The following is a 19,247-nucleotide window of genomic DNA, read 5'->3' on the forward strand; positions in this document are numbered from 1 at the left end:
ATCTCGCACCATAGCGGCGGCGCCCGCGCAGCGTGAGCGTGTCGGCATGGAGGCAGCGTGCAGGTCCGGTGAAGGCCGGATTCACGCGGCGGGGCGCGTATCAAACGCGTGGACGCCTGGCTGCGGTAGGCAAGCGCGGGCGCCGCCGCTATGGTGCGAGATCGATGTCCCACGCTGGAACCGCCATGACCGCCGCCATCGCCGCCTTGCCGCGCTACCGCCGCGGTGACGAATTCGCCAGCAGCCTGCTGCACGGGCTGGGCATCATGCTCAGCATCGGCGGCCTCGCGGTCCTGGTGTCGTTTGCCGCCTTGCGCGGCGACTCGCGTGCGGTGGTCGCCAGCGCGGTGTACGGCGTCACCCTGATCCTGCTGTACACCGCCTCCACGCTGTACCACGCGATTCCCAATGTCACAGCCAAGCCGCTGCTGCGCACGCTGGACCACATCGCGATCTACCTGCTGATCGCCGGCACCTACACGCCGTTCACCCTGCTCGCCCTGCCGGGCGTGTGGGGCTGGAGCCTGTTCGCCGCGGTGTGGACGCTCGCGCTGGTCGGCAGCGTGCTGGAGCTGGGCTGGTTCCGCCGTTGGCGCAAGCTCGCCGTGCTGCTGTACGTGGGCATGGGCTGGATCGGCATGCTCGCGTTCAAGCCGCTGGCCGCGCACCTGCAGGCGGGCGGCATGGCGCTGCTGATCGGCGGCGGCGTGGCCTATACCTTGGGCGTGCCGTTCTACCTGTGGCGCAAGCTGCCGTACCAGCACACGCTATGGCACGCCTTCGTGCTCGCCGGCAGCGTGCTGCATTACTTCGCGGTGCTGCTGTACGTGCTGCCGGCAGCGGCCTAGTCGACCAGCATCGCGAAGCCGAACAGGCCCACCATCACCAGCGAGATCACCAGCTTCACCAGCGCGCCCAGCAAGAGGCCGATCCACGTGCCGATGCCCACGTGGGCCGAGCGCAGCACGCTGGTGCCCGACGACAGCTCACCGATCAACGCGCCCGCGAACGGGCCGATCAGGATGCCGGGGATGCCGAAGAACATGCCGACCAAGGTGCCCAGCGAGGCGCCCCACAGTGCGCGCTTGCTGGCGCCCACGCGCTTGGCGCCCAGCGTGCCGGCGACGAAGTCCACGATCACGCCCACGGTGCCCAGCGCGCCGATCAGCAGTAGCCACCACAGGCCGACGTGCTGGTAATCGTTCACCGCGGCGACCAGCCAGATGCCGCCGAACACCATCGGGATGCCGGGCAGGGTGGGCAGGATCGCGCCGACCAGACCGCCCACGATCAGCAGCGCGCCCAGGGTGTAGAACACTAGGTCGAACCACATGGCAGTTCCTTGGTTCTTTGCGATCATCCTTGATCGCGAGAATCAAATGGGCGGCCATCCGTGGCCGCACTCTATCGGCACTTTTGCGATCATCCATGATCGCGAGAATCAAACGGGCAGCCATCCATGGCTGCACTCTTCAATTGCGAAGGCGTTGGGTGAGGCCGCGCAGGAAATGCCGCAGCAGCTGGTCGCCGCAGGGGCGGTAGTTGGGGTGCTCGGGCTTGCGGAACAGCGCGGTGAGTTCGGATTTCGACAGCGGGAAACCCGCGGCGGCGAGGATCGCGTGCAGGTCGTCGTCGCGCAGTTCGAAGGCCACGCGCAGCTTCTTCAGCACCAGGTTGTTGCTGACGCGCTTGGCCACCGGCAACGGCGGGCGGCTGTCGTCGCGGCCGCGCAGGTGCACCACCAGGCCGTCGAGGAAATGCGCCATCACCTTGTCGGGGCAGTCGCGGTAGCCGGGCTCGTCGTCCTTCATCAGGTACGCGTCGATGTCGGCGGGAGTCACCTCCAGCCCGGCCAGCGCCACGATGGACGGGAGCTTGCCGTCGGGCAGGTCGAGCATGTAGCGCACGCTGCGCAGGATGTCGTTGTTGATCATGGGGGCATTCTATCGGCTGCCCACGCGTCGTTCGCGTGAGGCATGCTAGTGCGCTGCCTGTTCCCCTCTCCCGCTTGGGGCGCGGGGTTGGAGGAGAGGGGCTTCGGCCTGCACGCCTGTGGGCTGGAGCGCCCTCTCCAGCCCTTCGGGCAGCCTCTCCCGCAGGCGGGAGAGGTGAAGGTCGATGGCGTGCCGTCGTCCCCGAAAGCAGCGGGGCGCCCGAAGGCGCCCCGCGATTCGCTCACAAGTTCAAACCGATCAGTTCGGCAGCGACAAGTCGTCCAGCAGCGCCTTGAGGAAGCGCGCGGCCTCGCCACCGGTGGCAGCGCGGTGGTCGAACGTCAGCGAGATCGGCATGCGGCGATGCACCTCGATGCCGCCCATCACGGCCACCACGTCGTGGCACAGCTTGCCGGCGCCGATGATGGCGACGGTCGGAGGCACCACCACCGGCGTGGCGTAGCGGCCGGCGAACATGCCGAAGTTGCTGAGGCTGATGGTGTAGCCGGACAACTCCGACGGCGGGATCGAACGGTCCTCGACCGAGCTGCGCAGGCGCTTGATCGCAGCGCGGATGCCGGCGCCGTCGAGCACGTCGGCGTTGCGCAGCGCCGGCACGAACAGACCGTCCTCGGTGTCCACGGCGATGCCGATGTCCACTTGCGGGTGCATCGTGCGCGTGAGGTTCTTGCCGTCGAACCAGGCGTTCAGCGCCGGCACCGCCTTGCAGGCGGCGACGATGGCGCGGATCAGGCGCGCGGTGATGTCCTGCTTGCCGATCCAGGCGTGCAGGTCGGCGTCGTCGACGAGGGTGGTGGGCACCACTTGCGCATGCGCGTCGGCCATCACGCGCGCCATGTTGCGGCGCACGCCCTTGAGCTGCTCGGGCTGGCCGCTGGCCTGCACCGTCGGCGGCGCGGTGCGCACGGCCTTGCCGGCGAGCGACACCGGCGTGCGACTCGGCGCGGCGCCGGGTTCGGGCAGTTCGGGCGCCAGGTGGCGGCCGGCGGCGGCGGGCACGGCGCGGGCCGGGGCGGCGCCCAGCGCGGCGCTGCCGTTGGCGGCGGCGTTCTTCACGTCCTGCATCGTGACCACACCGTCGGCGCCGGTGGGGCGCACGCGGGCGAGGTCGACCTTGAGCTTCTTCGCCAGCGCGCGCACCGCGGGCACCGCCTTCACGCCGCCGATGCTGGCGGCCTGTTCGACGTGCACGTGGCTGCCGCTGACCATCGCGCCGACCACGGTGCCTTCGTCCTCGCGATCGGCGGTGGCGGCCTTGGCCGCAGGTGCGGGCGCCGGCGCGGGCGCCTCGGCCTTCTTCGGGCCGTGGTGGTGGCCGGTGGATTCGGCTTCGGCGCGCTGCTTGGCGTTCGCATCGGGCTCGAAGTCGGCCAGCGCGGCGCCGGTCTCGATGATGTCGCCGGGGGCGCCGTGGAGCTTCTTCACCGTGCCGGTGTAGGGCGACGGCACGTCGACCACCGCCTTGGCGGTTTCCATCGAGCACAACGGTGCGTCGAGCTTGATGTAGTCGCCTTCCTTCACGTGCCACTCGACGATGGTGGCGTCGGGCAGGCCTTCGCCGAGGTCGGGCAGGTGGAATGTCTTGATGTCGGCCATGAGAGAGCTTCCAAGAGTTTTGAGGTTTTCTCCCTCTCCCCTCGGGGGAGAGGGCCGGGGTGAGGGGCCGGGGCTTGCCTTGAACTGCATCGAAACCCCTTTCGATGAGCCTTGCCGCAAGCCTTGTCCCGTCATCCGCCCCTTCGGGGCACCTTCTCCCCTGAGGGGAGAAGGGATTATGAAACCGCGAGCGCGCGCTTCGCCGCGTCGACGACACGTTCCACGCTGGGCAGGTACCTCATCTCCAGGCGGAACAGCGGGATGTGCGTGTCGGGGCCGGTGACGCGCTCGACCGGGGCGAGCAGGTCGTAGAGGCATTCCTCGGCGATGCGGGCAGCGATCTCGGCGCCGAAGCCGGCGGTCTTGGGCGCCTCGTGCACGATCACGCAGCGGCCGGTCTTCTGCACCGACTCGGCGATGGTGTCGAAGTCCAGCGGGGTCAGCGTGGCGACGTCGATCACTTCGGCGCTGATGCCCTGCTTGGCCAGTTCGTCGGCGGCTTCCAGCGTTTCCTTCACCTGCGCGCCCCAGGTCACCAGGGTCACGTCGCTGCCGTCGCGCAGCACGAAGCACACGTCCAGCGGCAGCGCCTCGCCGTCGTCCGGCACCTCTTCCTTGTACTGGCGGTAGATGCGCTTGGGTTCGAGGAAGATCACCGGGTCGGGATCGCGGATCGCCGCCAGCAACAGGCCGTAGGCGCGCGCGGGCGAGGAGGGCAGCACCACGCGCAGGCCGGGGATGTTGGTGAACAGGTGCTCGTTCGCCTCGGAGTGGTGCTCCGGCGCGCGGATGCCGCCGCCCCACGGCGCGCGCCATACGGCCGGCACGGTGAGGCGGCCGCGGGTGCGGTTGCGCATGCGCGCGGCGTGGCAGGCGATCTGCTCCATCATCGGGTAGATGAAGCCCTCGAACTGCGCCTCGGCGACCGGCTTCATGCCGGCCACGGCGAGGCCGACGGTGACGCCGGCGATGGTGGTCTCGTCCAGCGGCGTGTCGAGCACGCGCAGCTCGCCGAACTTTTCCTGCAGGCCCTGGGTAGCGCGGAACACGCCGCCGTTGACGCCCACGTCCTCGCCCAGCACCACGACGCTGTCGTCGTGCTTCATCTCGTAGGCGAGCGCCTGGGTGACGGCTTCGATGAGAGTGATTTGTGCCATGGCTTAGTGGGCCTTCTGTTCGAGCGAAAGGACGTACTCGCGCTGCTTGGCGAGGTCGGCGGGGACTTCGGCGAAGGTGTAGTCGAACATCGCCGTCACCGGCTGCGTCTTGGTCTCGAGGTAGGCGTTCACCTCGTTGTCCATCCACTCGTCGCACTCGGCCTTCCAGGCCTCTTCCTTCGCGTCGTCCCACACGCCCTTGTCCACCAGCCAGTTGCGCAGGCGCTTCATCGGCTCCTTCGCCCAGGCGTCCTTCACTTCCTGCTCGCCACGGTAGCGGCGCGCGTCGTCGGCGGTGGTGTGGTCGCCAAGGCGGTAGGTCACCGCCTCGATCACGCTGCCGCCCTCGCCGTTGCGGGCGCGCTCCAGCGCGTCCTCCATCGCCTTGCGCACGGCGATGATGTCGTTGCCGTCCACCTGGATGCAGTACAGGCCGGCGGCGATGCCCTTCTGCGCCAGCGTGGGCGCGCCGGACTGGATCTTGCGTGGCACCGAGATCGCCCACTGGTTGTTGACGATCACCGCGACCAGCGGCAGGTTCTGCGCGCCGGCGATGTTGATCGCGCCGTAGAAGTCCCCCTTGGACGAGCCGCCGTCGCCGATCGTGCACACCGCCACGCGCTTCTCGCCGCGGATCTTGAACGCCAGCGCGGAACCGGCTGCGTGCAGGCACTGCGTGGCGATCGGCACCGACCAGGCGAAGTCGTGGCGGGCCGGCTCGTTCTGGTAGTCGTTGCCGCGCTCGTCGCCGCCCCAGTACATGTAGACCTCGCGCGGCTGCACGCCGCGGTACAGCTGCGCGCCGTATTCGCGGTAGCTCACGGCCAGCACGTCTTCCGGCTTCATCGCGCTGCCGATGCCGACGTGCGCGGCTTCGTGGCCGAGGCAGCTGGCGTAGGTGCCCAGTTTGCCGGTGCGCTGCAGTGCCACCGATTTCGCGTCGAACACGCGGGTGGACAGCATCAGCTTGTACAGCTCGACCATGTGGTCGAGATCCTTGGCGAAGGCGGGCAGATCCTTGCGAACCTGCTTGCCCTCGGCGTCGAGGTATTGCAGGTATTCGATTTCGAACTTGGCGGCGATGGACACGACTCGCTCCCGTTTGGACGAATGGGGGAAGTGGGGGCGGCGGCCCATCCAGTGGGGCCTGGCGCGCTGGAACTCCCGTGCCGGACGATCGCCGTGGCGACCAAAACGGCCGGGAAAAGCCGTACATAGATAGCAGGCGGGCATGTTGCGTCGCAAGGTACGCCGCAGCATGCGGGCGGGTACGGCGCATCGCAAAAAGTGGCGCCACGGCCATGTCTGCGGGTCGAGCGTCATCAGCGGTTACCATGCACGCTTTCGGCAGCCGCGATCGACCATGACGGACAACCAGCGCGAGCTCGAGGCGGGCATCGAGCGCGATCTCTCGGGGCGCATGACCTACGCCGGCTACCTGCACCTGGATACGTTGCTGTCCGCGCAGCGGCCCGTGTCCGACCCGCCGTACCACGACGAGATGCTGTTCATCGTGCAGCACCACGTGGCCGAGCTGTGGCTGAAGCTGGTGATCCACGAGCTGCGCGCGGCGCTGGCGTTCCTGCACGACGACCGCATCGACCCTTGCCTCAAGGTGCTGGCGCGGGTGAAGCAGATCCAGCGCCAGCTGTTCGAGCAGTGGGCGGTACTGGAGACGATGACGCCGCACGAATACCTCGCCTTCCGCGACGCGCTGGGGCCATCCTCCGGCTTCCAGTCGGCGCAGTACCGCACGGTGGAATTCCTGCTCGGCAACAAGAACGCCGACATGCTCGCGGTGTTCGCGCACGACCCGGCGATCCAGGCCGGCCTGCGCGACACGCTGCACGCGCCCGGCTTGTACGACGAGGCGCTGCGCTGGCTGGCGCGGCGCGGCCACGCGGTACCGCAGACATTGCTTGAGCGCGACGTGACCCAGCCATGGCAGTTCAGCGAGGCCTTGCTGCCGGTGTTCCGCCGCATCTACGAAGCGCCTGAGCAATACTGGGCCGAGTTCCATCTGTGCGAGACCCTGGTGGACATCGAGGAGAGCTTCCAGCTCTGGCGCTTCCGCCACATGAAGGCGGTGGAGCGCATCATCGGCCATCGCCGCGGCACCGGCGGCTCCTCCGGCGTGGGCTTCCTCAAGAAGGCGCTGGACCTCACCTTCTTCCCCGAGCTGCTGGAAGTGCGCACGGTGCTGGGTACCTGATCTGCGCGCACCAACGCCTGTGTAGGAGCGCGCCCCGTGCGCGATTGGCGCCTTCGCGAAGAGCTTCATCGCGCACAGGGTGCGCTCCTGCCCGTGAGGTAGCGGCAGGCGCGAATACGGGAGAGGCGCCCGTCCGCGCTACCATGCGGCGCCTACCTGTTGCCCGGGAAACCGCATGAATCCATCCGCCACCGCCGGCGCCGCGCCGGACTATCCGCAGCTGCTCGGCCATCCGCGGCCGCTGTGGATGCTGTTCATGACCGAATTCTGGGAGCGCTTCGCGTTCTACAGCGTGAGCTGGGCGCTGGCGCTGTACATCGTGGCGCAGTTCTACCACGGCGACAGCGCGGGCCAGGCCTGGGCCAGCGCGATCTTCGGTTCGTACACCGCGCTGATCTACGGCACCGGCATCTTCGGCGGCTGGGTAGCGGACAAGCTGATCGGCTATCAGCGCACCATCCTGCTCGGTGCCGCGGTGATGGCGGCGGGGTTGTTCGTGCTGGCGGTGCCGTCGCGCCTGATGCTGCTGCTGGGCCTCGCGCTGGTGATCGTGGGCGACGGCCTGTTCAAGCCGAACATCTCCTCGATGGTGGGCCAGCTCTACGGCCGCGACGATCCGCGCCGCGACCGCGGCTTCACCCTGTTTTACATGGGCATCAATGCCGGCGCACTGGTGGCGCCGCTGCTCACCGGCTGGATGGCCGCGCATTTCACCGACACGCCACTTGAGCAGAACTACCGGCTGGTGTTCCTCGCCGCCGGCGTGGGCATGCTGCTGAGCCTGCTGTGGTTCTGGTTCGGCCGGCGCCAGCTCAAGGGTGTGGGCCGGCCGCTGCCCGGCGCGGAGAGCCGGGTGCGCGTGCTGTGGGTGTTCGCGGGCGTGATCGTGGCCGTGCCGGTGGTGTACTGGCTGCTTTCCGGCATCGGCGCGACCGGCCTGCAGTGGGTGCTGGGCCTGCTGTTCGTGGTGGTGGCCGCGATGCTGCTGGTGGAGGCGGCGCGGCACGGCCGCGTGCAGACGCACCGGGTGATCGCGATGCTGATCATCTTCGCGTTCAACGTGCTGTTCTGGATGTTCTATTACCAGCTCGGCACCACGTTCAACTTCCTCGCCGAAAACCTGGTGGACCGCAAGATGTTCGGCGGCTGGACGTTCCCGGTGGGCTGGTTCCAGTCGGTGAGTCCGCTGGCGATCATCGTGTTCGCGCCGCTGGTGGCCTTGGTGTGGGGCTGGCTGGACCAGCGTCGCATGGAGCCGTCGATCCCGCGCAAGTTCGGCTTCGGCCTGCTGTTCAACGCGCTGGGCTTCCTGGTGCTGGTGTACGCGCTGGCGAAGCTGCTCGGCGCGAACGGACTGATCCCGTTCTGGCCGCTGGTGCTGTGCTACGTGATGCAGACGCTGGGCGAGCTGTGCCTGTCGCCGATCGGCTTGTCGATGGTGACCAAGCTGGCGCCGCCGAAGCTGGTGGGCTTCGCGATGGGCGGCTGGTTCCTGTCGCTGGCGGTGGGTGGGAATCTCTCCGGTCTGTTCGCCAGCCGCGTCGCCGGCGCACACGGGCTGACCGCAGCTGCGGCGCTGGACGGGTTCACCTTCAGCTTCTGGCTGCTGCTGGGCGCCGGCGTATTGCTGCTGCTGATCGCGCCGCTGGTGAACAAGCTCATGCACGGCGTGAAATAACGGGCCATGGGTGGCCCGTCGTCAGACGCGCATCGCGCGCCTGACGGAGCCATGATCGGGCTGCGCCCGATCATGGCGAGTCCCGGGCAGGGCAGGAGCCCTGTCCCGGGACATCAATAACGGCTCTGGCTCTTGCTTGTCGGCGGCGGCCCAGTCGTCGATATCGCGGAATCGACAACGGTTCCGCTCAGCCCTCGCGACCGTCCTGCGGCATCAGCTTGTCCAGGATGCGCGTGAGCCAAACCTGTTCCTCCGGCGCCAATCGGGCCAGCAACTCCCGCTCCCGCAACCGCGCCATCGGCGCCACCTCGTCGTGGATCTTCCAGCCGGCGGCGGTGAGGCCCAGCACCGAGCGCCGCTTGTCGTCGGCGTGGATGTGCCGCCGCACGCGGCTGGCGGCCACCAGCCGTGCCAGCGCGCGGCTCACCGCTACCTTGTCCATCGCGGTGCGCTCGGCCACCTCGCGCGCCGAAAGCCCGTCGAAACGGGCGAGCACCGCCATCACCCGCCATTCGGTGACGCCCAGGTCGTGGCGCGCCTGGTAGTCGTCGGCGATAGCCTGGCTGACCGTGTTCGACACGATCGACAGCTGGTAGGGCACGAAGCGCTCCAGCTCCAGCGGGGCGTGGTCGGGGTGGCGTCCGGCGGGCATGCTGCGGTGTTCCTTGCAAATGGTTTCAGATGAAACCATGATGAGGCGGTCATCCGTGGCCGCGAAGATCAGATGGGCGGCCATTCATGGCCGCATTTTTCACCAAGAGCAGGCATCAATTTAGCGCGTGGTATGCGAAAGCACGCATGGCAGCGCGATTTGTTCCCCCATCGTAGCCCGTCGGAGAGTTCCCATGAACGCCCAGCCCAACCTCGGTATGCAGGTCACCACGTTCGAGAACCCGATGGGGATCAACGGCTTCGAGTTTGTCGAATTCGCCGCGCCGGCCGGGCGCGCGAACGAGCTGCACGCGCTGTTCCGCCGGATGGGTTTCAGCGCGGTGCTGAAGCACAAGCGCCGCCCGATCACCGTGTACCGCCAGAACGACGTGAACTTCCTGGTCAACGAGGATCCGGATTCCTTCGCCGCCGACTTCGCCGCGACGCACGGCCCCAGCGCCTGCGGCTTCGCGATCCGCTTCACCAGACCCGCCGGCACGGTGCTGGATGCGGTGCTGGCGAACGGCGGCGAGGCGATGGAGCACAAGGCCGCCAGCAAGGCGGTGGACGCCCCGGTGATCAAGGGTATCGGCGACTGCATGCTGTATCTGGTGGACCGCTACGGCGACAAGGGCAGCATCTACGGCGACGACTACGCACCGGTCGAGGGCGCCGCGACCAACCCGAAGGGTTACGGCCTCACCTTCATCGACCACCTCACGCACAACCTGTACTTCGGCAACATGCAGAAGTGGTCGGACTACTACGAGCGCCTGTTCAACTTCCGCGAGATCCGCTACTTCGACATCAAGGGTGCCAAGACCGGCCTGGTGTCGAAGGCGATGACCGCGCCGGACGGCGTCGTGCGCATCCCGCTCAACGAATCCACCGATCCGAAGAGCCAGATCAACGAATACCTCGACGCCTACAAGGGCGAGGGCATCCAGCACATCGCCTGCTTCACCGACGACATCTACGCCACGGTGGAGGCGATGCGCGCGCAGGGCGTGGAATTCCTCGACACGCCGGACAGCTATTTCGACGTGATCGATCTGCGCATTCCGGACAACGGCGAGGACGTGCCCCGCCTGGCGAAGAACAAGATCCTGATCGACGCCGACCAGGAGACGAAGCAGCGCCTGCTGCTGCAGATCTTCACCCAGAACGCGATCGGCCCGATCTTCTTCGAGATCATCCAGCGCAAGGGCAACGAGGGCTTCGGCGAAGGCAACTTCCAGGCGCTGTTCGAGAGCATCGAACGCGACCAGATGAAGCGCGGCGTGTTGTAAGGACGAGAGCCCCTCCCCCTCCGGGGGAGGGGTTGGGGAGAGGGTTCGGGCATGCCGGAACGCATCAACCCGCCGCTGCCGACACGAACGCGCGAGCAGTCGCTCGAACCGCGCAGGTCGGCTACGGAGGCGGAACTGAAGCTCTGGTATCGCCTGCGCGGCGGCCGGCTGAATGGCCTGAAATTCCGCCGCCAGCACCCCATGTCGCCTTACGTCGTGGATTTCTATTGCGCAGCGAAGAAACTGGTCGTGGAATTGGACGGCTCGCAGCATGATGAAGTGGTCGACCACGCGCGCACCCGATTTCTCGAAGCGCAGGGTATGAAGGTTTTGCGTTACTGGGACAACGACGTCCTGCAACAGACGGATGCGGTGCTCGAAGCGATCTTCGGCGCCGCGGAAAATCGGATCCTCACCCCAACCCCTCTCCCGGAGGGAGAGGGGCTTTGAAAGCGGAAGGCTTGCCCATGTCTGTCGGCATCGATTACCAATCCGGCTTCGCCAACGAATTCGCCACCGAGGCCATCGCCGGCGTGCTGCCCGTGGGCCAGAACTCGCCGCAGCGCGTGGCGCACGGCCTGTACGCGGAGCAGCTGTCCGGTACCGCGTTCACCGCGCCGCGCCACGCAAACCGGCGCAGCTGGCTGTACCGCATCCGCCCGGCGGCGGTGCACCAGCCGTTCGCGCCGCTGGCGCACGCCACATTCCACAACCGTTTCGACGAGGCGCCCGCCACGCCGAACCAGTTGCGCTGGGACCCGCTGCCGATGCCCACGGCGCCCACCGATTTCGTCGATGGCCTGGTCACCATCGCCGGCAACGGCGGCGCGGCGGAGCAGGCGGGCGTGGGCATCCACGTTTACGCGGCGAACCGTTCGATGGCAGGGCGTTTCTTCTACGACGCCGATGGCGAGCTGCTGATCGTGCCGCAGCAAGGCCGCCTGCGCCTCGCCACCGAACTGGGCGTGCTGGAGATCGAGCCGCAGGAGATCGCGGTGATCCCGCGCGGCGTGCGCTTCCGCGTCGAGCTGCCGGATGGCGCGGCGCGCGGCTACGTCTGCGAGAACTTCGGCGCGCAGCTGCGCCTGCCGGAGCTGGGCCCGATCGGTTCGAACTGCCTCGCCAACGCGCGCGACTTCCTCACGCCGCTGGCGGCATACGAGGATGTCGAAGGCGCGTTCGAGCTGGTGGCGAAATTCCAGGGCGCGCTGTGGCTCGCGCGTATCGGCCACTCGCCGCTGGACGTGGTGGCCTGGCACGGCAACTACGCGCCGTACAAATACGACCTGCGCCGCTTCAACACCATCGGCTCGATCAGCGTCGACCATCCCGACCCGTCGATCTTCACCGTGCTCACCTCGACCAGCGACACGCCCGGCACGGCGAACATGGATTTCGCGATCTTCCCGCCGCGCTGGCTGGTGGCGCAGCACACCTTCCGGCCGCCGTGGTTCCACCGCAACGTGGCCAGCGAGTTCATGGGCTTGATCGCCGGCGTCTACGACGCCAAGGCCGAGGGCTTCGTACCCGGCGGCGCCAGCCTGCACAATTGCATGAGCGGCCACGGCCCGGACGCGGCCACGTTCGAGAAGGCCTCGAACGCGGATATCTCGAAGCCCGACGTGATCGGCGGCACCATGGCCTTCATGTTCGAGACGCGCAAGGTGATCCGCCCCACCCGGCAGGCGCTGGACTCGCCGCAGCTGCAGCAGGATTACTACAAGTGCTGGCAAGGCATCGCCAAGCACTTCGCGCCTTAGACAAGTCCGGATGAATCGCGACTCCGTCATTCCAGCGAGTCGCTTTTCAACAGCCGAACGTCTGGTCATCCAGTGCCTTCCATGCATGGGGGAAGACACAAGGACACTGGATCCCGGATATCGCTGCGCGATTCCGGGATGACGGGCAAAATCAGGGCATCTTCGGTGCCGACCGCACTCACTACCGACAAGGCAGCACGATGAAACTCGCATCTCTCAAAGAAGGTGGCCGCGACGGCACGCTGGTCGTGGTCAGCCGCGACCTGCAGCGCGCGGTGAGGGCCGCCGGCATCGCACCCACGCTGCAGGCCGCGCTGGACGACTGGTCGAACGCCGCGCCGCGGCTCAACGCCTTGTCCGATGCGTTGAACGCCGGCAGCGCCGCGGATGCGTTCGCGCTGGGCGTGGACAAGCTCGCCGCGCCGCTGCCGCGCGCCTACGAATTCGTGGACGGCTCGGCCTACCTGCCGCACGTCGAGCGCGTGCGCCGCGCCCGCGGCGCCGAGGTGCCGAAGTCCTTCTACACCGACCCGCTGATGTACCAGGCCACCAGCGCCGGCTTCCTCGGCCCGCACGACGACGTGGTGGTGCCCAGCGAGGACTACGGCATCGACCTGGAAGCCGAAGTGATCGTGGTCACCGACGACGTGCCGATGGCGGCGACGCCGGCCGAGGCGAGCGAACACATCCAGCTCGTGGGTCTCATCAACGACGTCTCGCTGCGCGGGCTGATTCCAGGCGAACTGGCCAAGGGCTTCGGCTTCCTGCAGTCGAAACCGCGCTCGGCGCTGTCGCCGGTGCTGGTGACGCCGGACGAGCTGGGCGAGGCCTGGCAGGGCGACAAGCTGCACCTGCCGATGCGCACCTGGCTCAACGGCGCGTGGTTCGGCGCGGCCGAATGCGGCGTGGACATGCAGTTCAGCTTCGCCGAACTGGTGGCGCACGTGGCGAAGACGCGCCCGCTGACCGCGGGCACCATCGTCGGTTCCGGCACCATCGCCAACGAGGACACCAGCCTGGGCGCCTCCTGCCTCGCCGAGCAGCGCACGGTGGAAACCTTGCGCGATGGCAAGCCCGCCACGCCGTTCCTGAAGTACGGCGACACGCTGCGCATCGAGATCACCGACCAGGCTGGCGCCTCGATCTTCGGCGCGATCGAGCAGCGCATCGTGCCGCTGGCACGCTGATCGCGACACGACGGATGCGCCGGCCTGCGTGCCGGCGCACACTCGGCGCCTCCGTCCCGTCGCGAGGTGCCCCATGCATCACAGCCGCCTGTGTGCCCTGGTCCTGGACTGCAAGGTCGACGACCTGGGCGATGCCGCCCGGTTCTGGAGCGCCACGCTGGGCAAGCCCATCGTCACGCTCGACCAGGATGGCGACGGCCGCTACGCGGAACTGCGCACGGCGGATGACGAACCGCTGATCCTGCTGCAGAAGGTCGAGCACGAGAGCCGCGTGCACCTGGACATCGAGACCGACGACCTGGAAGCCGAGGCGGCGCGACTGGAGCGCCTGGGCGCGCGGCGCATCGCCTTCGTGCGGCAGCGCTGGTGGGTGATGGAGGCGCCCGGCGGGCAGCGTTTCTGCATCGTGCGCCGGCAGCGCGCGGCGTTCGGCCCGCACCTCAACCGCTGGGACTGAAGCCGCGCCGGCGCCACAGCCACGCGCGCAGCAGCAGGGCCAGCACCAGCACCGTGGTGAAGGCGCCATAACCACACAGCGCGGGCAGCACCTGCTGCCAGATCGCGCCGCTGGCGCGCCGGCCGGCCTCGTCGGGCACGGACGGTTGCACCGCATCGAAGCCGAGCAGGCCGGCATACGTGGCGGCGGCGAAGGCCAACAGCAGCGCCAGTACGTCGAACAAGCGGCGCGTCGGCGTGCGCGGCAGCGACTTCGGGTAGCTCGCGTAGGCCCAGCCGAGGATCAGCAGCCAGGGCGCGAGCAGCAGCAGGGCGAGGTAGCGCATCGGGGGCCTCGTCAGTCCTGCGTAGCCAGCTGTTGCAGCGCCTGGCGCAGGCGGCCGAGCATCGCGTCGCCGGCCTGCGGCGTGCGGGCGACGGTTTCGCCCTCCAGCTCCAGCACCAGCGCATCGCCGTCCTCGCGCAGCACGGCGGCATGGCCCAGCTTGCGGATGCGCTGCTGCAGCGCGCCCGCGGCCTTGGGGTCGGCGAATGGCACCGACAGCAGCAGTTCCTCGCCGTCGGTGGCGAACAGGCGGAAGCGGAAGCCGGCGTCGCCGTCGCGGAAGCTGGCGAAGCGCGGTGCCGCGTTGCCGGTCTTCGGGGCAGCCGGCTTGCCGGCCTTGGCGGCGGGCGCGGCACCCATCGCGCTCAGGCCGATGGCCTCGCGGATCGCGGCGAGCTTGGGCGTGGCGATCGCGCGCGCCTTGCTTGCGCCTTCGCGCAGGGTGGCCTCGATCTCGTCAGGCTTGGCGATCAGCGCGTCGTAACGCTCGCGCATCGGCGCCACATCGCGCTCGATGCGTTCGAACAGCCGTTGCTTCGCTTCGCCCCAGCCCAGGCCATCGACCAGTGCGGCGCGGAACGCCGCGCTCTCGGCCTCGTCGGCGAACGCGCGAAAGATCGTGTGCAGCGCGGAGCTGTCCGGGTCTTTCGGCTCGCCCGGCGCGCGCGAGTCGGTGACGATGCGCAGGATCGCCTCGCGCAGCGCCTTCGCGCCGCCGGCGAACAGCGGGATGGTGTTGTCGTAGCTCTTCGACATCTTGCGGCCGTCCAGGCCCGGCAAGGTGGCCACCTCTTCCTCGATCTGCACCTCGGGCAGCACGAAGAAATCGCGGCCGTAGATGTGGTTGAAGCGCTGCCCGATGTCGCGCGCCATCTCCAGGTGCTGGATCTGGTCGCGCCCCACCGGCACCTTGTGCGCGTCGAACGCGAGGATGTCGGCGGCCATCAGCACCGGGTACATGTACAGGCCCGCGGTGACGCCGGCGTCCGCGTCCTCGCCCGTTTCCGTATTGCGGTCCACCGCGGCCTTGTAGGCGTGCGCGCGGTTGAGCAGGCCCTTGGCGGTGACGCAGGTGAGGAACCAGGTCAGCTCGGGGATCTCGGGGATGTCCGACTGCCGATAGAACGTGACGCGCGCAGGGTCCAGCCCCGCCGCCAGCCAGCTCGCCGCGATCTCCAGCCGCGAACGCTCGATGCGCGCGGCATCGTCGCTCTTGATCAGCGCGTGGTAGTCGGCGAGGAAGAAGAACGCGTCGACATCCGCGCGCCGGCTGGCGGCGATCGCGGGGCGGATCGCGCCCGCGTAGTTGCCAAGGTGCGGGGTGCCGGTAGTGGTGATGCCGGTGAGGACTCGGGTCTGCATGTCGTTCGCTTGTGGTGTCGGGGCGTGGCGCGTCAACGGATCAGGGTGGATTTGCCGAACAGGCTCTCGACCAGGTCCACCGCCAGTTTCGCGGTGGCGTTGCGCTTGTCGAACGCGGGGTTCAGCTCGACGATGTCGAGCGAGCCGAGCCGGCCCGAGTCGGCGATCATCTCCATGCACAGCTGCGCCTCGCGGTAGTTCGGGCCGCCGCGCACGGTGGTGCCCACGCCCGGCGCGATCACCGGGTCGAGGAAGTCCACGTCGAAGCTCACGTGCAGGTGGGTGCGCGCATCCATGCCGGCCAGCGCCTCCTCCATCGCGCGCTTCATGCCCACCTCGTCGATGTGGCGCATGTCGTAGATGTCCACCGCCGCCTCGCGCACCAGCCGCTTCTCGCCTTCGTCCACCGAGCGGATGCCGATCTGGCGGAACACGTCGGGCGTCACCGCCGGCGTGTGGCCGCCGATGCCGGTGAGGGCGGCCGGGCCGTTGCCGCACAGGCAGGCCACCGGCATGCCGTGGATGTTGCCGGAGGGCGTGGCCTGCGCGGTGTTGAAGTCGCTGTGCGCGTCCAGCCACAGCACGCGCAGTTTTTTGCCGTTCTCGCGGCAATGGCGCGCCACCGCACTGACCGAGCCGATCGCGAGGCAGTGGTCGCCGCCGAGCATGATCGGCAGCCGATCCTGCGCCAGCTCGTCGTAGACGGCCGCATGCACGGCCTTGTTCCACGCCGTCACCTCGGCCAGGTGGCGGTAGCCGTCCACCGGCGGCAGCCACGGGTTCACCGGGCCGTGCAGGTTGCCGCGGTCGGACACGTCGAGCCCGCGCGCGCGCAGCTTCTCGGCGATTTGCGCCACGCGCAGCGCTTCCGGTCCCATCGAGGCGCCACGATGCCCGGCGCCGATGTCGGTGGGCACGCCCACCAGGGCGATCGTCTGCTTGCTCATGTTGCTGTGTCCACGTCGATGACTTGCAGCCCCCGAGTGTAACGGGTCGGCTGTGACGTGGCCGCTTCGGGGTATGCCGGCAGCAGGAATCGAACCCGCGACCTACTGATTACAAATCAGTTGCTCTACCAACTGAGCTATGCCGGCGTGGGGCGGGATTCTAGCAGGGGTGGCCTCAAAAACAGCTGGTGCTGTGCGAGCCCACGCCGTCGGCGCGGATGCGGCTGCGCCAGTCGAAGCCGCTGCGGTCGGTGACCAGGTCGAGCCAGTATTGCGGCGCGCTCTCGGTGCGTTCGGTGATGCGGGCAGGGAAGCCGGCGGCGATCACGTCGGCGCGGCGCTTGCGCGCGTTGTCCTGGTCCCTGAACAGGCCCAGCGAGATCGTGTTGGGCTGGTCGCCGCCGCCCACCACGAAATAATCCTTGAGGCCGCGCGCGGCGAGCTGGCGGGTCAGCGCCAGCGCCTGCGCTCGGCTGCCCGGCGCGGGCAGGTAGACCCACCAGCTGTGCGACTGGGCGACCTGTTCCTGGCGCGAACGCATGCGTTGGGTCAGCGGCGTCAGCGCACTGCGGGCCTGCTGCAGGTCGTGCGGCGTGGCGAACGGCCCCAGCGTGAGGCAGCGCAGCTGGGCGGGTGCATTCGCATTCGCCGCGGCCGGTGCAGGAGCGGGCGCGGCGACGCTGTCGGCGACTGCCGCGGTGGCCGGCTGCGCGGGCAGTTCGGAGAGCAGGTGCAGTTCCGGCACGCCCGGATCGGTGGCCGGCGGCAAGTACGCGTACGGCTGGCCGAGCAGCAGCCACGCGGCGGCCACGATGTTGAGCATGATCAGCAGCACGAACAGCAGTCGCAGGAACATCGATCCCCCGTCATTTGCGCCAGTGGCGTCCGGCTATTGTGCCGCGACCCACACCGCCAAACCGTGCAGCACACTGTCGTGCGCGAGTTGCGCCGGTGTCGCGAGCAGGGGCAGCAGCGCTTCCGCGTCGCCGCCGCCCAGGCGCAGCGCGGGCGCGCCACCCAACGCCGGCGCCATGCGCGCCGCGAAGCGCTCGATCAGCGCCGCCGCCGCCAGCCAGCAGCCGGAAGCCACCGCGTCGGCGGTATTGTCCGCCGCCTCGACGACCGTGCCCGCATGCGCGGGCCGCACCTGCGCGGTGGCGCCGAGCAGGGACCGCTGCATCAGCCGCGGACCCGGCGCGATCAGGCCGCCGAGATGGCGGCCGTCGGCGGCCAGCGCATCCAGCGTGAGCGCGGTGCCCACGCCCGCCAGCACGCAGGGTGCGAGGCCATCGGCGCGGGCGGCGACCATCGCGAGGAAGCGGTCCACGCCCAGCTTTTGCGGTTCGGCATAGGCGTTGCGCACGCCACAGGCTTCGGCCGGAGTGCGCAGCCAGAACGGCTCGTGCCCGAACGCGACGGCGACGCTGGCGGCGACCCGCGCCTCGCGCGGCGCGTCGACCACCGAGGCGCCGAATACCGCCGCCGGCTGTGGCAGGGACGACCACGCTTCGGCGAGTGCATCCGCCACGTTCTCGTTCCACGCCACCGCGCCGTTCGCGCGCCAGTCGGCGCCGTCGCGCAGCGCCCATTTCAGCCGGGTGTTGCCGAGGTCGAGCAGAAGTTTCATTTGCGACGCACCGTGATGTCGGCGCTGTCGATGTGCTGCAGTTCGCCGTCGGGCAGGCGCAGCAGAAGGGCGCCGCGGCTGTCCACGCCGGCGCCGATCCCGTCGCGCTCGCCACCGGCGCCGCTGAGCCGCAGCGGCCGGTCGCGCAGCAGGTCGTGGCGGGCGTACTCGTCGGCGAAGGCGGCAAAGCCGTCGCGCTCGAACTGCGCGAGGCCCGCGGCCAGCGCGGCGATCAGCGCAGCCGCCGTGCGGTTGCGGTCCGGTGGCGTGCCGCCGGCCAGCGTGGCGAGATCGCAGGTGGGCTGGCCGGCCCGGGTGCGCAGCGCGTCGGTGAGGCGCAGGTTGAGGCCGATGCCGATGATGGCGGCGCACGGCCCCTGGTATTCGCCGCTGAGCTCGACCAGGATGCCGGCCAGCTTGCCGGGCGCGTGGCCGGGCGCGGCGGCCAGCACGTCGTTCGGCCATTTCAGGCCAGCGCCGGCGATGCCCAGCGATTTCAGCGTGCGCAGCACGATGACGCCGAGCGCCAGCGACAGCCCGGACAGCGCGGCGAAGCCGGTGTCGAAGCGTTTCAGGCAGGACAGGTAGAGGTTCAGGCCCGGCGGCGACAGCCAGGTGCGACCGCGGCGGCCGCGGCCAGCGCTCTGCGTCTCGGCCAGCACCATGGCGAGATCCGGCACCGCGGCACCGCGGCGCTGCAGTTCGCTGGAGGTGGAGTCCAGCTCCCAGTGCACCTCCAGCGCGCCCAGCCGCTTGGAGACGGTGGCGGGCAGGGCGGCGCGGATGCGCGCGGCGTCCAGCAGCTGGATCGGCCAGGGCAGGCGGTAGCCGCCCGCGCCGCCGGCCTCGATCGGCACGCCGCGCGCGCGCAGCGCCTCGATCTGTTTCCATATCGCGGCGCGGGTCACGCCGGCGCTGGCGGCCAGTTCGACGCCGGAAAGCGGGCTGCCCGCGGCCAGCTCGGCCAGCAGTTCGGCAGGCTGCATCAGCGGGCCGCCCGCAAGCCGGTCGGGGCGGCGATGGCGTGGCGGCGGCAGATAAAGGG

General features: G+C 69.1%; 20 protein-coding genes and 1 tRNA gene. 8 read left to right on the forward strand and 13 right to left on the reverse strand.

Going from position 1 to position 19,247, the window contains the following annotated elements:
• The first annotated feature begins 185 nt into the window (after window positions 1-185).
• A complete protein-coding gene (locus B0E52_RS07015; RefSeq protein WP_077482985.1) occupies window positions 186-848 on the forward strand; it encodes a hemolysin III family protein in 663 nt (220 codons plus the stop codon).
• Here B0E52_RS07015 and B0E52_RS07020 read toward each other — a convergent pair.
• The 5 genes from B0E52_RS07020 to pdhA form a co-directional block, all read right to left on the reverse strand.
• Window positions 845-1,333 carry a DUF456 domain-containing protein gene (locus B0E52_RS07020; protein ID WP_077482987.1) on the reverse strand — a complete coding sequence of 163 codons (489 nt, stop codon included), beginning with the start codon at window positions 1,331-1,333 and terminating at the stop codon, window positions 845-847. The genes B0E52_RS07015 and B0E52_RS07020 overlap by 4 nt on opposite strands.
• 139 nt (window positions 1,334-1,472) lie before the next feature.
• Window positions 1,473-1,934 (reverse strand): DUF1456 family protein, encoded by a 462-nt coding sequence (locus B0E52_RS07025; protein WP_077482989.1) that lies wholly within the window; start codon window positions 1,932-1,934, stop codon window positions 1,473-1,475.
• 258 nt (window positions 1,935-2,192) lie between these two features.
• On the reverse strand, window positions 2,193-3,551 hold the full coding sequence (locus B0E52_RS07030) for a dihydrolipoamide acetyltransferase family protein (RefSeq protein ID WP_077482991.1): 1,359 nt from the start codon (window positions 3,549-3,551) through the stop codon (window positions 2,193-2,195).
• Between the two features lie 176 nt (window positions 3,552-3,727).
• On the reverse strand, window positions 3,728-4,708 hold the full coding sequence (locus tag B0E52_RS07035; RefSeq protein ID WP_077482993.1) for an alpha-ketoacid dehydrogenase subunit beta: 981 nt from the start codon (window positions 4,706-4,708) through the stop codon (window positions 3,728-3,730).
• A gap of 3 nt (window positions 4,709-4,711) precedes the next feature.
• On the reverse strand, window positions 4,712-5,797 hold the full coding sequence (pdhA, locus tag B0E52_RS07040) for a pyruvate dehydrogenase (acetyl-transferring) E1 component subunit alpha (protein WP_077482995.1): 1,086 nt from the start codon (window positions 5,795-5,797) through the stop codon (window positions 4,712-4,714).
• A 274-nt stretch (window positions 5,798-6,071) separates the two neighbouring features.
• Between pdhA and B0E52_RS07045 the strand changes: the two genes are divergently transcribed.
• Both B0E52_RS07045 and B0E52_RS07050 read left to right on the forward strand, forming a co-directional pair.
• Window positions 6,072-6,920, forward strand: coding sequence for a tryptophan 2,3-dioxygenase family protein (locus tag B0E52_RS07045; RefSeq protein WP_077482997.1), 849 nt, complete (start codon window positions 6,072-6,074; stop codon window positions 6,918-6,920).
• Between the two features lie 175 nt (window positions 6,921-7,095).
• Entirely contained in the window at window positions 7,096-8,598 is a 1,503-nt protein-coding gene (locus B0E52_RS07050; protein WP_077482998.1) for an oligopeptide:H+ symporter, read from the forward strand.
• A 187-nt stretch (window positions 8,599-8,785) separates the two neighbouring features.
• Here B0E52_RS07050 and B0E52_RS07055 read toward each other — a convergent pair whose 3' ends face one another.
• Entirely contained in the window at window positions 8,786-9,250 is a 465-nt protein-coding gene (locus B0E52_RS07055) for a MarR family winged helix-turn-helix transcriptional regulator (RefSeq protein ID WP_077483152.1), read from the reverse strand.
• 193 nt (window positions 9,251-9,443) lie between these two features.
• Here B0E52_RS07055 and hppD point away from each other — a divergent pair, with 193 nt between their 5' ends.
• From hppD to B0E52_RS07080, 5 genes are all read left to right on the forward strand, one after another.
• Window positions 9,444-10,538 carry a 4-hydroxyphenylpyruvate dioxygenase gene (hppD, locus tag B0E52_RS07060; RefSeq protein WP_077483000.1) on the forward strand — a complete coding sequence of 365 codons (1,095 nt, stop codon included), beginning with the start codon at window positions 9,444-9,446 and terminating at the stop codon, window positions 10,536-10,538.
• Between the two features lie 51 nt (window positions 10,539-10,589).
• The gene (locus tag B0E52_RS07065; protein WP_077483002.1) at window positions 10,590-10,988 is read left to right on the forward strand and encodes an endonuclease domain-containing protein; all 399 of its coding nucleotides are present in this window, start codon (window positions 10,590-10,592) and stop codon (window positions 10,986-10,988) included.
• 17 nt (window positions 10,989-11,005) lie between these two features.
• Window positions 11,006-12,298, forward strand: coding sequence for a homogentisate 1,2-dioxygenase (gene hmgA, locus B0E52_RS07070; protein ID WP_077483004.1), 1,293 nt, complete (start codon window positions 11,006-11,008; stop codon window positions 12,296-12,298).
• A 200-nt stretch (window positions 12,299-12,498) separates the two neighbouring features.
• Window positions 12,499-13,485 (forward strand): fumarylacetoacetate hydrolase family protein, encoded by a 987-nt coding sequence (locus B0E52_RS07075; protein ID WP_077483006.1) that lies wholly within the window; start codon window positions 12,499-12,501, stop codon window positions 13,483-13,485.
• Between the two features lie 73 nt (window positions 13,486-13,558).
• On the forward strand, window positions 13,559-13,942 hold the full coding sequence (locus tag B0E52_RS07080; protein WP_077483008.1) for a VOC family protein: 384 nt from the start codon (window positions 13,559-13,561) through the stop codon (window positions 13,940-13,942).
• On the opposite strand, the gene B0E52_RS07085 is transcribed toward B0E52_RS07080, so the two are convergent.
• The 7 genes from B0E52_RS07085 to B0E52_RS07115 all read right to left on the reverse strand — a co-directional run bounded on the left by B0E52_RS07085 (window position 13,926) and on the right by B0E52_RS07115 (window position 19,188).
• On the reverse strand, window positions 13,926-14,267 hold the full coding sequence (locus B0E52_RS07085) for a hypothetical protein (RefSeq protein ID WP_077483010.1): 342 nt from the start codon (window positions 14,265-14,267) through the stop codon (window positions 13,926-13,928). The genes B0E52_RS07080 and B0E52_RS07085 overlap by 17 nt on opposite strands.
• A gap of 11 nt (window positions 14,268-14,278) precedes the next feature.
• Window positions 14,279-15,628, reverse strand: coding sequence for a tryptophan--tRNA ligase (locus B0E52_RS07090; protein WP_077483012.1), 1,350 nt, complete (start codon window positions 15,626-15,628; stop codon window positions 14,279-14,281).
• A gap of 32 nt (window positions 15,629-15,660) precedes the next feature.
• Entirely contained in the window at window positions 15,661-16,575 is a 915-nt protein-coding gene (rocF, locus tag B0E52_RS07095) for an arginase (RefSeq protein ID WP_077483014.1), read from the reverse strand.
• Window positions 16,576-16,649: 74 nt separating this feature from the next.
• Window positions 16,650-16,722, reverse strand: a tRNA-Thr gene (locus B0E52_RS07100).
• Between the two features lie 28 nt (window positions 16,723-16,750).
• Window positions 16,751-17,431: an SPOR domain-containing protein gene (locus tag B0E52_RS07105; RefSeq protein WP_077483016.1), complete on the reverse strand. Its 681-nt coding sequence runs from the start codon at window positions 17,429-17,431 to the stop codon at window positions 16,751-16,753.
• A 33-nt stretch (window positions 17,432-17,464) separates the two neighbouring features.
• Complete coding sequence (locus B0E52_RS07110) at window positions 17,465-18,202, reverse strand: type III pantothenate kinase (protein WP_077483018.1); 738 nt, start codon at window positions 18,200-18,202, stop codon at window positions 17,465-17,467.
• Entirely contained in the window at window positions 18,199-19,188 is a 990-nt protein-coding gene (locus B0E52_RS07115; RefSeq protein ID WP_077483020.1) for a biotin--[acetyl-CoA-carboxylase] ligase, read from the reverse strand. The genes B0E52_RS07110 and B0E52_RS07115 overlap by 4 nt, the downstream gene beginning before the upstream one ends.
• Window positions 19,189-19,247 lie beyond the last annotated feature (59 nt).

It is taken from the genome of Rhodanobacter sp. C06 (assembly GCF_002001105.1).
Lineage (GTDB): Bacteria > Pseudomonadota > Gammaproteobacteria > Xanthomonadales > Rhodanobacteraceae > Rhodanobacter_A.

What these genes read in the sequence shown, in the direction of transcription:
- B0E52_RS07065 (WP_077483002.1), top strand. Translation starts at nt 10,590, where the DNA reads ATGCCGGAACGCATCAACCCGCCGCTGCCGACACGAACGCGCGAGCAG.
- B0E52_RS07020 (WP_077482987.1), bottom strand. Translation starts at nt 1,333, where the DNA reads ATGTGGTTCGACCTAGTGTTCTACACCCTGGGCGCGCTGCTGATCGTG.
- B0E52_RS07015 (WP_077482985.1), top strand. Translation starts at nt 186, where the DNA reads ATGACCGCCGCCATCGCCGCCTTGCCGCGCTACCGCCGCGGTGACGAA.
- B0E52_RS07025 (WP_077482989.1), bottom strand. Translation starts at nt 1,934, where the DNA reads ATGATCAACAACGACATCCTGCGCAGCGTGCGCTACATGCTCGACCTG.
- rocF (WP_077483014.1), bottom strand. Translation starts at nt 16,575, where the DNA reads ATGAGCAAGCAGACGATCGCCCTGGTGGGCGTGCCCACCGACATCGGC.
- B0E52_RS07115 (WP_077483020.1), bottom strand. Translation starts at nt 19,188, where the DNA reads ATGCAGCCTGCCGAACTGCTGGCCGAGCTGGCCGCGGGCAGCCCGCTT.
- hppD (WP_077483000.1), top strand. Translation starts at nt 9,444, where the DNA reads ATGAACGCCCAGCCCAACCTCGGTATGCAGGTCACCACGTTCGAGAAC.
- B0E52_RS07085 (WP_077483010.1), bottom strand. Translation starts at nt 14,267, where the DNA reads ATGCGCTACCTCGCCCTGCTGCTGCTCGCGCCCTGGCTGCTGATCCTC.
- B0E52_RS07030 (WP_077482991.1), bottom strand. Translation starts at nt 3,551, where the DNA reads ATGGCCGACATCAAGACATTCCACCTGCCCGACCTCGGCGAAGGCCTG.
- B0E52_RS07045 (WP_077482997.1), top strand. Translation starts at nt 6,072, where the DNA reads ATGACGGACAACCAGCGCGAGCTCGAGGCGGGCATCGAGCGCGATCTC.
- B0E52_RS07110 (WP_077483018.1), bottom strand. Translation starts at nt 18,202, where the DNA reads ATGAAACTTCTGCTCGACCTCGGCAACACCCGGCTGAAATGGGCGCTG.
- B0E52_RS07105 (WP_077483016.1), bottom strand. Translation starts at nt 17,431, where the DNA reads ATGTTCCTGCGACTGCTGTTCGTGCTGCTGATCATGCTCAACATCGTG.
- B0E52_RS07075 (WP_077483006.1), top strand. Translation starts at nt 12,499, where the DNA reads ATGAAACTCGCATCTCTCAAAGAAGGTGGCCGCGACGGCACGCTGGTC.
- hmgA (WP_077483004.1), top strand. Translation starts at nt 11,006, where the DNA reads ATGTCTGTCGGCATCGATTACCAATCCGGCTTCGCCAACGAATTCGCC.
- B0E52_RS07050 (WP_077482998.1), top strand. Translation starts at nt 7,096, where the DNA reads ATGAATCCATCCGCCACCGCCGGCGCCGCGCCGGACTATCCGCAGCTG.
- B0E52_RS07090 (WP_077483012.1), bottom strand. Translation starts at nt 15,628, where the DNA reads ATGCAGACCCGAGTCCTCACCGGCATCACCACTACCGGCACCCCGCAC.
- B0E52_RS07080 (WP_077483008.1), top strand. Translation starts at nt 13,559, where the DNA reads ATGCATCACAGCCGCCTGTGTGCCCTGGTCCTGGACTGCAAGGTCGAC.
- B0E52_RS07055 (WP_077483152.1), bottom strand. Translation starts at nt 9,250, where the DNA reads ATGCCCGCCGGACGCCACCCCGACCACGCCCCGCTGGAGCTGGAGCGC.
- B0E52_RS07035 (WP_077482993.1), bottom strand. Translation starts at nt 4,708, where the DNA reads ATGGCACAAATCACTCTCATCGAAGCCGTCACCCAGGCGCTCGCCTAC.